Genomic DNA, 13,492 nt, shown 5'->3' on the forward strand with positions numbered 1-13,492 from the left:
AGCCGGCAAAGCGCCGGCTTTTTGTAAAAACTGTTCAACTATTTTCAGTTGATTATTGTAATAATGATAAAACACTTTGTGGCATTTGGTTTGCTTGAGCCAACATTGACGTTGCAGCTTGAGAAAGGATGTTTGATTTAGTAAAGCTCATCATTTCTTCAGCCATGTCTACATCAGTAATACGAGAATTAGCTTCTGATAAGTTTTCTTTTGTTGTTGTTAAGTTAGAAACTGTGTGATCTAAACGGTTTTGAGTAGCTCCTAAAGTAGCACGCTGATCTGATACTGAAGAAATAGCTTTATCTAGCTTGACTAAAATATCATCCGTTTTTTGTTCTCCAGTAGCAACATTAATCTCTGAAATATTTAACCCTTTAGTACTCATATTTTCCATTTTAATACTAATTTTTTCACCAGCATTTGCACCAATTTGAAAATCAAAGTTAGTAGATTTAGTACTAGCAAAATCAGAGGCTTTTAATGGTTTATTTGCTGCTGTTGCTGTTGCGATAGCAGTATTCAGAGCAGTATTTTCAGCAGCAGTAGTAGCAGCAGCAGCAGCAGGAGATACTCCATATTTATTTGCAATAGCATCAAAACCTGCTTTATCCGTAGTAACACCAAAAGCAGCAGCAGTTGTTTTATCATTTCCTAGATCAGTTACTTTTTGTTCATTATACTCAACAACTACTTCTTTTAGTTTCTCTGGAGTTAACTTGTTTAGTGCTTCAGATATTTTAGCACTTGTATCAGTACCATCTTGAACTAATGTAATAGTTGCATCTTTTGTTGTAATCGCTTTAGCTAATAATTTATTATCATTTGTTTTAGTTGTTGGATCAAATTTAGCACTAATTGAGGTTGCTGTAATTTCAGAACCGTTCATCAATCCTTGTGTATTAAATTTAGTATCGCCAGCAATACGGTCAATTTCTGATGTTAGTGAGTCAATTTCTCCTTGAATAGCTTTTTTATCATCCGTCGTATTTGTTCCATTAGCTGATTGAACGGTTAAATCACGCATACGATTTAAGATGCTGTGTGTTTCAGTTAACGCACCTTCAGCTGTTTGGATTAAAGAAATCCCATCTTGGGCATTACGGGTAGCTTGAGTCATTCCACTAACTTGGTTTTTCATTTTTTCTGAAATAGCTAAACCAGCTGCATCGTCTCCAGCTTTGTTGATGCGTAGACCTGATGATAATTTAGCTAATGAGTTGCTTTTTGAAGCGTTAGCTGATGTAAGGTTAGAGTAAGTATTCATTGCTGCTGTATTTGTATTAATTCTCATGATAATGTTCCTCCTAGAGTCTATTTTGTGAAGGTGTTGCCTTCTACTTCTTATATCGGTATGATTCACTTACTGTTAAGTACTTTTTTGTGCTTTATTTTTAATTTTTTAAACTAATAAGTAGTCTGCTTTGCCTTCTACTGTTTATATCGGCTCGTTTAAGTAAGAGTTAAGGATAATTTTTTTATTTTTTATAAAGAAAAAAGACTATCTTTTAGAGATAGTCCAATATATTTGTTTGGAGAATTTTTGTACCCATCGATAACGACGCTTGATACGCGGTATTTTCCATTGTGAATTCCATATACTTTTCAGCTAAATCAATATCTTGGTTTTCAGATAACATTGTTTTGAGATTGAGTTGTTCACTCGTGTTGCGTTCCAGTGTTGCCTCTAGTCGATTAAAGATTGACCCCACTTTAGAGCGATTTGCTACTACGTTATCCAGTTGCTGATCTGCTTTGTCTAGTAAGCCAGATAACTTTTCTGTATCATCTGATTCTAACGCTTGTAAAACATCTGTAAAAAAGGTACTGATATTATCCGGTGATCCAGTTGTTCCTTTCTCGTTGATAAATACAGTTCCATCTGTATTTAATTCAATGGATACACCTGGCGCAATCTCTCGAGTCAAATTGCCGCTTACATCAGGAATTGTACCGTGATAACTTATGCCAGTAATCTCGCCCGCACTCCCTTTGTCTACTTCAAAAGGTATTTTTGTTGTATTCACTCCTCCAAAAACATACCGTCCCCCAAAATTTGTATTTAGTGCATCAACAACGCCACTAATCTCTGCTTCAACTTCACGTTTTTGAGCTTGACGATCTGAATGATTTAACGTGTCATTAGCAGAAGCTTGGATGAGTGTTTTGATTCGCTGCAGTGATTTCGTTGCACTATCCAAAGCTGAATCTTGCACATTGGTCCATTGAATAGAATCATTAATCGTTGTTTTGTATTGGTCTGTTTGCACGATTGTATTGTTTAAATCCAAGATTTTAGAAACACGTAATGGATCATCTGATGACTTACTGACTTCTTTTAGGGTAGCTAATTGCTTTTGGTATTTCAACATATTGTTTGTACTGGCATTTAAGTTTCTTAAAAAACTCTGGGACATTAAAGAATCTGTTACACGCATAAATTACACTCCCATTCGATTGATTAACGTATCCAGCATTTCTGAAATAACGGAGATAACACGAGAATTCGCTTGAAAAGCATTTTGGTACCTCATCGTATCTGCTACTTCTTCATTGATAGAAACACCAGAGATCGATTCTCGCCGCGATTTAAGCAAACTAACTAGTCCATCTTGGCTCTTGACCATATTATCTGATTGTTGTTTGGTGATACCCATTTCCGTTACAGCATTATTGTAAGCACCTGAAACGGTTGAACCACCGGGTTTGCTAACAATCGACATCGTTTTATCATCATAAGTCATATCCGTTGAAGGATAACCTAGTAATGTATTTTGTAATGATGCGATTGCTTGAGCACGTGTACCGTCACCAGCAACGGCTGTTCCTAGTTCTCTACCAGCATTTATTTTACTTATATCTTTTAAGATCGCATCATCAACTTTTATCAATGAGGCATAATTGCTCCCCTTATCTTCATTCAAGTCAAAGAACGCATTACCTGGTTTATCTGCACTATGTATCTTATTGACAGCCGTTGCGAAAGTAAAAGCTAAATCATTTAAATCTTGTTTTTTATTTGTAATCTCTACGAGTGCTTCTTGCGACCCCTTAATTCTACCAGAATCAATTGAAATCTCCGTTGCACCCATTGGATCTTTATTTTCTTGGTTAACAACTAATTGACCAGCAGGAGTCTTCTTTACTCCTAACGTTTTTATGGACTTGTCATTTAAGACTTCCTGGCCACCGACACTAATACTAACACGATTGAATTTATCGTAGCTTGCCTCTATACCAGCAATTCCTGCTAATTCACTTACCAGTCTGTCTTGTTGATCCAGTAAATCATTTGGTGAATCACCTTTAATGGCTACACTAAAAATTTGTTTATTTAACGAGCTCAACTGCTCAACTTTTGAATTGAAATCTAAGACTTCTTTTTCTATACTGCTAGCCGTTCCATCATACAATTTTTCAATTTGGTTAGACATATGATTGAGGGTATCTGTAAAATTTCCTGTATTTTGCGCAACCATCATTTTAGCTGTTGGTAATTCTGGATTAGACGCTAAATATTTCCAAGATGAAAAGACTTCACTAATACTTTTATTCAAGCCTGTTTCTGAAGGCTCATTAAAAATACCTTCTAACTGTCCAAGTACATCTGATTTCTGCTTATATTTTTCTAGAGAAGAGTTCTCATTTGAAAGTTGCTTATTGACATATGGATCGACTATTCGCTCAACAGATGAAATCCTCACACCGGTTCCTAATTGACCAACGCCAGGAAGAGTATGAGGACTATCTGCTACCATATTGACTCGTTGCCTTGAGTAACCTTCTGTATTTGAATTGCCGATATTGTGACTCGTTGTTTGTAGCGCCGATTGCTGAGCACTCAAACCTTTCGTAGCATTATTTAATATTCCAAATAAACCTGACATCCTTTTTTCACCTCTTTATAGGGATTGATCGATAATTGTTGCTCTTTTTTCGGCACTGTATTGCCCATTTTTAGAATACGTTGATCCAGACGTTTTTGCACTATCGGTAATAGCTTCCATCATTTTTTCCTGATAACGTAAGGCTTGTTTGGTTAACAACAAATTCGTTTCTTGTAGTTCTTTAATTTCTGCAACAATTTTAACATACTCTTCTTTGTTTAATCCTGTCGTATCCAGTGTCGGTAGACTGTCTATAAACGTTTCCTTTTCTGCGATAGCAGTAAGCACACGCGCACTGTCATTTTTTATTAACGCTTCTTTTTCTTCCAGTAAAACCGTTTTGAATTGGTTTAGTGTTTCACTAACGCCTAGTTTTTTTTTCATTTCATCCTTACTTCCCTTGTTCATTCATAGCATTTACCATACCTTGAGCAATCTTTTCAGCAGAAAAACTATACGTTCCATCTAAAACAGCTTTTTTAATCGCTTCTATATCGATATCTTTTGAACCGGCAGATTTTGCTTGGGCCATTTTTTTCGCTGTGTCTGAAATATTGACTTGGACAGATTCTTCGTTTTTAATAGGCTCTGTTGGTTTAGGTGACATTCCTTTTGCTTGAGCTTGATCTTTGTTTTGACGGACAGCATTCAAATAGTGATTGTAGCCATTTTCAATTTTCATTTTTTCAACACTCCTTTTGAAATTATCTTTTCTAGTTTTTTAGGATTTAATTGTTCATCATTGATTCCTTTGCATTCAGCTTTTCCTGCTCATAGTGAATATCGGAGGATTCTTATTAAAATTAACCTTTTTTATCAGAAATAATAAAAAGAGTCTAACCTGCTTTCATTCTACCTAAAATAATGAAATGAAACAATAACAGTTTTATCCAAGTCTTTATATCTTGCTTTATGGGATAAACAAAAGAGCCGAAACAAGTTGTTTCGACTCTTTTGTTTATCGTTTAATTGTAACCTCTAGCTTTTCCACTACTATTAACACTATTTGACAGCAGCTAACTCTATTCTTTTCGAAGCTACTACGGATTTTTTTATTTAATTTTTTTGATTCTTTGTTCTTGACTTAGAATATTGGTAATTCTGACGCCGAAGCTTTCATTGATAACAACAACTTCGCCTTCTGCTATTAGCTTGTTATTAACAAATATCTGTAGAGGTTCGTCAGTCATTTTATCTAATTCTACAACTGAGCCTGTCCCTAGCGATAAAATATCTTTAATTGTTTTTTGTTTTTCTCCTAGCACAACACTAAAGTGAAGAGGTACATCCATAATTAAATCTAAATTATTTGTATTATTTGATTTGTTAGTATCAACTAATTCTTGAAATCCAGGTGTCTGAATAGCTACTCTATCTACAGTTCTAGTTTGCTCTTTGTGCTGATTTACTTGAACAGGTTGTTGTACTTGACTGTCTGCTTTTTTATAATCTAGAACCTCTGCATCGCTGCCGTTCATCATGATTGTAGAAATATCTCGAACAGTATCCAGTGTGAAGATTTGCATAATTTCACTTTCTATTAAATCATCGACCGTCATTTTAAACGAAATTTTACACACTACAGAATCTGCAGAAATTTTATCATATTTCACTGTTTTAATATCTTCCCACACTTCAACATCTGGTGGTAAAATATCAACTATTCGTCCCAACATTGTTGCCATAGCAGTTGAAGCGGAGCCAATCATTTGATTCATCGCTTCGCCAACTGCGCTTAATTCTAGCTCAGTAAATTCTTTGCCAGTCGCATCCCCATCGCCATCCATCATTAAATCAGCAATAATAATCGCATCTGTTACATCCATCATCAATAAATTGCTGCCTACTAAACCAGCTTTGTATTCAATCGTTGTAACTACTTTAGGTATGGAGCTTTCTCTGATAATTTCTTCAAATTTCACACAAGAGACACGTGGTGTTGTAATCGTCACTCGATGATTCAAAATAGAAGAAAGAGTTGTTGCAGCTTGGGACATGGTTATGTTTCCAACTTCGCCAATAATATCTTCTTGGTCGTTATCAATTGCAGCAATAGGGGCACTAGACGTTTCTGCGGTACCATTTATCATCGCGTCTATTTCTTCTTGAGATAGCATTTCATTGCTCATCAGTTTATCTCTCCTTCAATATACTGTAATACTTCTACTGCCCTATTTTTACCTTTTATTCCCGGTTTAACAAGATAATGTGGACGTTGTTCGACTGACATAACCAAAGGATCGGACGTTTTTCCTTCTAGTGGAATAATATCACCCAATTCTAACTGCAAAAAGTTTTCTAAGGTCATGGTCGCCTCACCTAAAAGTACTTCCAGATTTACTTTAGCAAAATTTAAACTGGTTTCTATTCTTTTATCATCTGAACGGTCTGTTCCTCTTTCGGTATCAAACCAATTCTTAAAACTTAATTTATCTAAAATCGTTTCAAAAAATATATAAGGGACACAGATATTAGCAAACGTTCGTACCTCGAACAAATCAACTGTAAAGGTCACTAAAATAACGGGTTCATTAGGAGACATATTTTGTAAAAGTTGTGGATTTGTCTCTGTTGCTTCTAGTGTAGCATCTAGTTCCATAACATCACGCCAAGCCAATTCAAACGAATGGACGAAATCTGTTAGAATATCCGTTAGAATCGCTTTTTCAATATCTGTAAAACTTGTTTTTTCTGGTTGCCCATTATTGGACCTTACTTCAGAACTACCACATAATAAATCAATCAATTGCAAAGAAAGCTGTGGACTTAATTCAATAATTTGGGTACCTTCTAGCGGTTTAGATTGAAACAATCCCATTAATGTAAAACGTGGAACAGAATGAACAAATTCATCAAAACTAACTTGTTCAACTGATGCAAGATGCATTTCAACATTATGCCTAACTTGGGTTGATAACCGGTTTCCAATGATTTTAGAAAATTCCTCAAAGACCATATTTAACGTACTAATGTATTCTTTAGAAAGACGAGCTGGACGTTTAAAGTCGTAACTTTTGACTTTATTTTTTTCGTTTTCTTGGTCTTCGAGTCCTTTTTCATCTATTTCACCGCTTTTTACAGCCTCCAATAAAGAATCAATTTCTTGTTGTGATAAAACCTGTTTCACTATTATCCCTCATTTTTATAAAATAGTGTCTCCATATCAATCATATTCACGATCTGATCTTTTACTTTAATTAAACCAGAGATGTGATCATCGGGTTGATTGGTCAACTGTTGGATGTTCGCTGGATCAATTTCAGTAACCCATTCAACATTATCCACCATAAATGCTAATTTTTCATCATTATTCTTCACAATAATAATGTTATTGTAACACAATTCTTCGGTTTCACCAGAGGGAGATAAAAGTTTATAAAAATTTATCAATGTAATCACATTACCTCTTAAATTAATTAAGCCTTGTACCCAAGTTGGAGATTGAGGGATGGTTGTCCAAGGCATTTTTTTCAAAATTTCTTCAACATCTTCAGATAAAAAGGCATAGTATTTATCATTTAGCGTAAAAACAATTATCTGTATCATATCAATAGCCTACAGTACTGCTTTATCTAACGCTTTAATAACACGGTCTGTGTCAAAAGGTTTGACAATAAAATCAACAGCTCCAGAACGGATAGCATCCATTACCATGCCTTGTTGTCCCATAGCACTACACATCACGACTCTTGAAGCTGGATCAAAGGCTTTGATGCCTTTTAGAGCTTCTACACCGTCCATCTCTGGCATCGTAATATCCATCGTAACTAAATCTGGTTTTTCTTGTTTATATTTCTCAATAGCTTCTATGCCATTTTGTGCTTCTGCTACTACTTCGTACCCATTTTTTTCTAAGATATCTTTCAGTTTCATTCTCATAAAAGCCGCATCGTCTACTATCATTACTCTTTTCGTCATTTTAATCTTCTCCTCCGATTCCTAATAATTCAAACATTTTTTCTATTACTCCTGGTTGGGGAACAAAATATAAAGAAGAATCTAATCGATCACCAGCATGATAAAACTCATTTTTGATAATCATAATAGACTCATCGTATTGTCCTTGTTCCAAATAGACACTACTCATAATCGCCCCAAACATATCTTTTGTCAATAGTGGAACTGAAGTTACTAATTGAATATCTAATAATTTAATAATCGCATTTAAAAATGAATGGACTAAAATATTAACTAGTTCTTTTAAAGCTGATTCAGCTAGTGCATCCGAATACTCCATTTCTTCTGGTATCATCATTGTAACGATATTTTCAAAGGCTTTCTGATCAACTGTAAACAGGAAGATACCTTCTGCATCACCGAACATTCTTATCATGACCGCTCTAACAATTGCATCTTCTGGCATAATTTGTTCATAAACTTCTGAATAGTCTAACATTTCAATAACAGGAACACCCATGTTAACGGGTTTATCAATTAATTGTGATAAACTTGTTGCAGCATTCCCACCACCAATATTAATCACTTCTTTAAGAGCATCTAATTCTAAAAAAGAGTAATCAGAGTTCATAATTTGTCTCCTGACTCGTTTCTTTACAGATATTTGCAATATCTAAAATCATAATAATACCGCCATTCCCCATAATTGTTGCGCCAAGATATTTCTTCATTAGACTTAGTTCGGATCCGAGTTTTTTAATCGCAATTTCTTGTTGTCTAAGGATATCGTCTACTGCTAAAGCGTATTGCTTATCTCCTTGATTGACTAAAATCAAGTGCAAGTTGTCTTCTTCTACTGCTGGAATGTCAAAAACTTCATTCAAGCGAATTACAGGAATCGCTACTTCTTCAAAAAGATAAATCTCTTGATTGTGTACTTGAATAATGTCTGTTAGTTCTGGCTTGATGATTTTTTGAACAATACCAAGTGGCATAGCAAAGGTTTCTTCTCCTACTTTAATCAATAATGATTGAATGATGGATAAGGTTAGTGGCAAGTTCACTTTAAAGACCGTTCCACGGTCGACCACGCTATCAATTTCAATGGTTCCACCTAATAGATTGATTTTTTGTTTCACGACATCCATCCCAACGCCACGACCAGAGATACTCGTTACTTCTTTTGCAGTAGAAAATCCAGCATGCAGAATCAATTGTTGCAATTCTTTATCATTCAATCCTTCTGTAGGAATACCTTTTCTATCAGCACTTTCTTTAATCACTTCAGGATTCAAGCCTTTGCCATCATCGGAAATTGTTAAAACAACCCGATTCCCTTCTTGATAAGCCGTGATTTTGATTTGTCCTTTAGCAGGTTTGCCTAATGCTAGTCGTTTATCAGGCATCTCAATGCCATGATCGGCTGCGTTCCTAATCAAATGAATCAAGGGTTCTCCCAGCTCAGAGACTACTGTGCGATCTAGCTCTGTATCTTCCCCTTCAATCACTAACTCAAACTGTTTGTCTAAATCATTGGCTAAATCTCGTACCATTCTTGGAAAGCGATTCATTACAGCACTGACGGGTTGCATTCTAATTTTTAGAACCAACTCTTGTAACTCTGAACTGATTCTCGCTACTTGTTCCAATGGCTCATTTAATTCTGCCGATTGAAGTTTTGCACTAAAGTCTTCTAGTTGAGTTCGATAGATAACCAATTCAGAGACCAAGTTCATGAATGTATCCAACTTATCAATATCCACTCGAACAGAATGATTCATCACTTGCTTTGACGAAGCTTTTGTCTCAGTTATTTTGTTTTCCGTTAGTGTTGGAGTCTTTTCTTCTTGTTCAATCACGCTAACTTCTTCTTTTTCGTCTTGTTCTATTGGGTTAGACTGAATAAGCATTCGAGCATCCGTAACGGTTTCAATTAAAACAGCGTCAATTTCACTATTATCTAAGGCCAAATCCTTAACTGTCTCTTCATCCGCTTTACTTAAAAAGATGAGTTTAAATACTTCTCCAAATTCTTCATTTTCTAGTACTTCTGCAGCTGGCTCAATATATAACACATCACCTTGTTGTTCTAATTTACTCATTACTAAGAAAACGCGAGCATTTTTCATACTGCTATCTTCTGCTATTTTAACCGCTAATCTATAAGCATTAAACCCATTCTCATTTGCACTTTCTATTACTTGAATATCGGAATCATCTAGTTTATGTAGCTCCAGATTAAATTGATCATCTGTTAAAGCAGCTTCTTCAACCGTTTCATCATTTTCTCCTTCTACAACAGCATTTAGTCGTTCCACCAATGTTGAAATATCTCGTTCAACTTTATTGTCTTCACGCAAGTCTTCAACTAATTGAGATAACGTATCCAAACAATCAAAGATGAGAGCAATAGATTGTTCATCTGCTTGAATAGCAGCTGACTTTAACAAGTCGAAAACATTTTCCATATTATGGGTTAATTTAGTCATTGTATCGAATCCCATTGTGGCTGCCATCCCTTTGATTGTATGCGCCGATCTAAACATCACGTCAACTATTTTAGATTGTTCTGGGTGTTTTTCTAATTCGAGTACTTGCTCATTTAAACTTTGTAAATGTTCATCTGCCTCCTCAAAAAATAATTCGAGGTACTTACTATTTTCATCCATTGTATTCCTCCTTTTTCATTTTCTCATTAGCCTATGAGAGATCTTTTTTTGTCCAGTTGAATTTTCTTACGGACACCATTCGTTTACAGTTTTTCGTACATAAATGCAGATATTTTTTTTAATCCATAAATTTCTGGGTTATAGATAGCTTCTGTTGCTCCAGTGAAAAAGATACCCCCTTTAACAAGTGAGTCACTAAATCGTTGATAAAGATCTTCTTTAACTTCAGTTTTAAAGTAAATCGTTACATTGCGGCAAACAATGATGTGGAAGTTTTTACCAAACGTATCCGCAATTAAATCCTGTCGTTTAAATTGAACTTGGTTTTTAATCACTGGTTTCAAATAAAATGATCCATCTTTTTCATCAAAATATGTCGTCTGTTCTTTTATTGGGACATTTTTCATTTCATGATTTTTATAGATACCTGCTCTTGCTCTTTTCAAAATCGTTTCATCAATATCTGTAGCCAGTATTTTTTCTGCCATTCTCAATTTATGTTTGTCAAAAATCATCGCCATTGAGTAGGCTTCTGCTCCGGTAGAGCAGGCCGCACTCCAAACTTTCATGGATGGAAAAGTTTGAGACAAGACGTTCAATTGTGATTCAAATTCTTCAAAAATATCTTGGTTGCGAAAAAAATCCGTTACATTGATTGTAATGTAATCTAAAAATTGTTGTTTGACTGTTTCATCTTTTGCTATTTTTTTAGAGTAGTCTTCTAGCGTTAAGGAGCCCGCATTTTTCATCACACTTGCAATTCTTCTCTGTAATTGCTTTTCTTTGTACCCGGCTAGATTGAGATTTAAATGTTTATTCGTCCATTCATAAAAAAAATCATAATTTAGGCTCATTGTCTCATCCTTATCATCCAATTTATCTTATCTGATAACTCTGTTAAACTAGCTACTTCATCTACTACCCCTTCTTTGATTGCACTGCCTGGCATACCATAAACAACAGATGTTTCGCGGTCTTGTGCTAGGGTAAAACCACCTTGTTCTTTTATGTGCTTCATCCCTTCACTGCCATCGTGTCCCATTCCAGTTAAAATTACGCCTACTAATGTTGATTTATAGCGTATAGCTGCTGATTGAAATAAGTAATCTACTGCCGGTCTTACTCCTAAAATTTTTGGTGTTTGGTTTAAGGCAATTTTATTTTCTTTGATGGTCATATGATAGTCTCCAGGAGCTAGGTAAACTATCCCTTTCTCAACAGCCATTCCATCTTGTGCTTCGACGACTGTTACTACTGACTTTAGATTTAGCCGTTCAGCAAAGGATAACGTAAAGCCTTTGGGCATATGTTGCACAATAAATACTGGAATGACCAACGTTTCTGGTAAATGACGAATAATATGCAATAAGGCTTTTGGTCCTCCAGTAGATGCTCCTATAACAATTGCTTCAATCTTTTTTGGAACATTTTTTTGCCATTCTTTCGTTGTTGTTCTTTTTTCTAGCTGTTTTTTCGGAGTTGGTTCTTCTTTTTCTTCTATTAGTGGTTTAATCTTTTTTTCAATCTCTTTTTTAAAGTCTACTGCTTGATTTTTTAAATCGACCGGTTTCTCAATAAAGTCCATTGCACCTAGCTCTAATGCTTCAATTGTAATAGCTTCTCCGCTATGGGAGCTCATCATGACTACAGGAATATCAAATTCTTTTTTGATTCTTTCAAGTGTCTCTAGACCATTTAAACCTGGCATTTCAATATCTAACGTCACGATATCTGGCTTTAATAAAGGAATAGATTTCAACGCATCATGGCCATTTCTAGCTGTTCCAACAACGGTTAAACCGGCTATATCTGATATCATTTCAGTTATTATTTTTCTCATAAATGCAGAATCATCCACAACCAACACTTTTATTCCCATCTTTTTTACACGCTCCTATTCACTGTTACAATACGATGATATCTCGGTTAACCATCCGAACCGTGACTGCAAAAGTCGTTAAATCTACAATCATTGTTCTGCCCATATTTCCTCCTGTATGGGTTCCTAATAAAGGAATATTTAATAGCTTTAGACTGCGTTCGACTGCAGCAACATTTCGTTCACCAATGCTTCCTGTATATGAATCATTAGCTGTTTGAAACATACTAGCACCACCAGCAATCTTCGCTATCAGCTTTTGATTTTTTGTTTGTTTTCTAATTTCAGAGACCATTTGCGGAATAGCTAAATCAGCAAATTTCTCAATTTTATTGGCACTTTTAAATGACGTACTATCTGGTAGCATAATGTGACTCAGTCCACCAATTTTTGTTTTAGGATCATAAATAGCAATCCCAACACAAGAACCTAGTCCTATTGTCATTAATACTTGAGGTACCCTCGCTACCTTATAATCTGAAATACCTACCTTTATTTCGTTGAGCATGCCTTTTCCCCATTCTTTTATCTCACGACTCATTTTGAAGTTTTTTATTTGTTGATTAATTCAATTAGTTCTCTTTCATTTCCTGATGAGAATAGGTCATCTACATCTAACACTAAAACAATGCCTTCTTCTGTTTTAAATAAAGCACGGACGTACTTAGCTGCTTCTCGTATATCTTCTTCTGCCTCGTTTTTTGGCAATTCTTCAAAATTGCTAACAGACAGGACGTCTTCCACTACTAAACCAATTTTTAACTCTTTCCATTCAGCGACAATAATTTTTGTGCTATCTGTTCGAACCGTTTTTTGACCAAATAGTCGTTCACATAGATCAATGATTGGCAACAGTTGATCGCTATAAGGAATAGCTCCTAATAGATAAGAAGACGTATCTGGAATTCTTGTTGGGGCTTGCATCATGATAATTTTTTCGACTGCTGTGATAGGGATAGCAAAATTCTGAGCTCCACTAGTAAAAACAATAAACTTTTCCATCTTGTTCCTCCAATAATCTTGTTTTAACTCTCTCTTCAACGACTAACAGAAAACCAGCAACAATCTTTTGTACAAAAAAGGACTAGTTGCTTCTTTTTTGCACAATCGAGTACTTGCTGATTCACTGTTCTATTGATAGATGATTCGTTTCATTTTTTAAG

Annotated in this window: 15 protein-coding genes; all 15 read right to left on the bottom strand. The window is 35.2% G+C overall.

Going from position 1 to position 13,492, the window contains the following annotated elements; translation table 11 throughout:
- Positions 1 to 52: 52 nt before the first annotated feature.
- On the bottom strand, positions 53 to 1,291 hold the full coding sequence (locus ACMHYH_RS08735; protein ID WP_414839017.1) for a flagellin: 1,239 nt from the start codon (positions 1,289 to 1,291) through the stop codon (positions 53 to 55).
- Between the two features lie 214 nt (positions 1,292 to 1,505).
- Positions 1,506 to 2,435 carry a flagellar hook-associated protein FlgL gene (gene flgL / locus ACMHYH_RS08740; RefSeq protein WP_414839018.1) on the bottom strand — a complete coding sequence of 310 codons (930 nt, stop codon included), beginning with the start codon at positions 2,433 to 2,435 and terminating at the stop codon, positions 1,506 to 1,508.
- 3 nt (positions 2,436 to 2,438) lie between these two features.
- A complete protein-coding gene (gene flgK, locus ACMHYH_RS08745; protein ID WP_414839019.1) occupies positions 2,439 to 3,884 on the bottom strand; it encodes a flagellar hook-associated protein FlgK in 1,446 nt (481 codons plus the stop codon).
- 15 nt (positions 3,885 to 3,899) lie between these two features.
- The gene (locus tag ACMHYH_RS08750; RefSeq protein WP_414839020.1) at positions 3,900 to 4,268 is read right to left on the bottom strand and encodes a flagellar motor switch protein; all 369 of its coding nucleotides are present in this window, start codon (positions 4,266 to 4,268) and stop codon (positions 3,900 to 3,902) included.
- A 7-nt stretch (positions 4,269 to 4,275) separates the two neighbouring features.
- Positions 4,276 to 4,566, bottom strand: coding sequence for a flagellar biosynthesis anti-sigma factor FlgM (flgM, locus tag ACMHYH_RS08755; protein ID WP_414839021.1), 291 nt, complete (start codon positions 4,564 to 4,566; stop codon positions 4,276 to 4,278).
- A gap of 370 nt (positions 4,567 to 4,936) precedes the next feature.
- A complete protein-coding gene (gene fliY, locus ACMHYH_RS08760; RefSeq protein ID WP_414839022.1) occupies positions 4,937 to 6,013 on the bottom strand; it encodes a flagellar motor switch phosphatase FliY in 1,077 nt (358 codons plus the stop codon).
- The gene (gene fliM, locus ACMHYH_RS08765) at positions 6,013 to 7,011 is read right to left on the bottom strand and encodes a flagellar motor switch protein FliM (protein ID WP_414839023.1); all 999 of its coding nucleotides are present in this window, start codon (positions 7,009 to 7,011) and stop codon (positions 6,013 to 6,015) included. Before fliM ends, fliY begins: the two co-directional genes overlap by 1 nt.
- Positions 7,012 to 7,013: 2 nt before the next feature.
- A complete protein-coding gene (locus tag ACMHYH_RS08770; protein ID WP_414839024.1) occupies positions 7,014 to 7,430 on the bottom strand; it encodes a chemotaxis protein CheW in 417 nt (138 codons plus the stop codon).
- Positions 7,431 to 7,439: 9 nt separating this feature from the next.
- Positions 7,440 to 7,802 (bottom strand): response regulator, encoded by a 363-nt coding sequence (locus tag ACMHYH_RS08775; protein WP_414839025.1) that lies wholly within the window; start codon positions 7,800 to 7,802, stop codon positions 7,440 to 7,442.
- A gap of 1 nt (position 7,803) precedes the next feature.
- Positions 7,804 to 8,412, bottom strand: a complete 609-nt coding sequence (locus tag ACMHYH_RS08780) for a chemotaxis protein CheC (RefSeq protein ID WP_414839026.1) — start codon at positions 8,410 to 8,412, stop codon at positions 7,804 to 7,806.
- The gene (locus tag ACMHYH_RS08785; protein WP_414839027.1) at positions 8,402 to 10,450 is read right to left on the bottom strand and encodes a chemotaxis protein CheW; all 2,049 of its coding nucleotides are present in this window, start codon (positions 10,448 to 10,450) and stop codon (positions 8,402 to 8,404) included. Before ACMHYH_RS08785 ends, ACMHYH_RS08780 begins: the two co-directional genes overlap by 11 nt.
- 83 nt (positions 10,451 to 10,533) lie before the next feature.
- The gene (locus ACMHYH_RS08790; protein ID WP_414839028.1) at positions 10,534 to 11,304 is read right to left on the bottom strand and encodes a CheR family methyltransferase; all 771 of its coding nucleotides are present in this window, start codon (positions 11,302 to 11,304) and stop codon (positions 10,534 to 10,536) included.
- A complete protein-coding gene (locus ACMHYH_RS08795; protein ID WP_414839029.1) occupies positions 11,301 to 12,329 on the bottom strand; it encodes a protein-glutamate methylesterase/protein-glutamine glutaminase in 1,029 nt (342 codons plus the stop codon). Before ACMHYH_RS08795 ends, ACMHYH_RS08790 begins: the two co-directional genes overlap by 4 nt.
- Positions 12,330 to 12,354: 25 nt before the next feature.
- On the bottom strand, positions 12,355 to 12,870 hold the full coding sequence (locus ACMHYH_RS08800; RefSeq protein ID WP_414839030.1) for a chemotaxis protein CheD: 516 nt from the start codon (positions 12,868 to 12,870) through the stop codon (positions 12,355 to 12,357).
- 11 nt (positions 12,871 to 12,881) lie between these two features.
- Positions 12,882 to 13,331, bottom strand: coding sequence for a chemotaxis protein CheW (locus tag ACMHYH_RS08805; protein WP_414839031.1), 450 nt, complete (start codon positions 13,329 to 13,331; stop codon positions 12,882 to 12,884).
- Positions 13,332 to 13,492: the final 161 nt, after the last annotated feature.

The organism is Carnobacterium sp. TMP28, assembly GCF_047553015.1.
Classification (GTDB): Bacteria; Bacillota; Bacilli; order Lactobacillales; family Carnobacteriaceae; genus Carnobacterium_A.

Coding starts and splice junctions, on each gene's coding strand:
- ACMHYH_RS08735 (WP_414839017.1), bottom strand. CDS start 1,291: ATGAGAATTAATACAAATACAGCAGCAATGAATACTTACTCTAACCTT.
- flgL (WP_414839018.1), bottom strand. CDS start 2,435: ATGCGTGTAACAGATTCTTTAATGTCCCAGAGTTTTTTAAGAAACTTA.
- flgK (WP_414839019.1), bottom strand. CDS start 3,884: ATGTCAGGTTTATTTGGAATATTAAATAATGCTACGAAAGGTTTGAGT.
- ACMHYH_RS08750 (WP_414839020.1), bottom strand. CDS start 4,268: ATGAAAAAAAAACTAGGCGTTAGTGAAACACTAAACCAATTCAAAACG.
- flgM (WP_414839021.1), bottom strand. CDS start 4,566: ATGAAAATTGAAAATGGCTACAATCACTATTTGAATGCTGTCCGTCAA.
- fliY (WP_414839022.1), bottom strand. CDS start 6,013: ATGAGCAATGAAATGCTATCTCAAGAAGAAATAGACGCGATGATAAAT.
- ACMHYH_RS08770 (WP_414839024.1), bottom strand. CDS start 7,430: ATGATACAGATAATTGTTTTTACGCTAAATGATAAATACTATGCCTTT.
- ACMHYH_RS08775 (WP_414839025.1), bottom strand. CDS start 7,802: ATGACGAAAAGAGTAATGATAGTAGACGATGCGGCTTTTATGAGAATG.
- ACMHYH_RS08780 (WP_414839026.1), bottom strand. CDS start 8,412: ATGAACTCTGATTACTCTTTTTTAGAATTAGATGCTCTTAAAGAAGTG.
- ACMHYH_RS08785 (WP_414839027.1), bottom strand. CDS start 10,450: ATGGATGAAAATAGTAAGTACCTCGAATTATTTTTTGAGGAGGCAGAT.
- ACMHYH_RS08790 (WP_414839028.1), bottom strand. CDS start 11,304: ATGAGCCTAAATTATGATTTTTTTTATGAATGGACGAATAAACATTTA.
- ACMHYH_RS08795 (WP_414839029.1), bottom strand. CDS start 12,329: ATGGGAATAAAAGTGTTGGTTGTGGATGATTCTGCATTTATGAGAAAA.
- ACMHYH_RS08800 (WP_414839030.1), bottom strand. CDS start 12,870: ATGAGTCGTGAGATAAAAGAATGGGGAAAAGGCATGCTCAACGAAATA.
- ACMHYH_RS08805 (WP_414839031.1), bottom strand. CDS start 13,331: ATGGAAAAGTTTATTGTTTTTACTAGTGGAGCTCAGAATTTTGCTATC.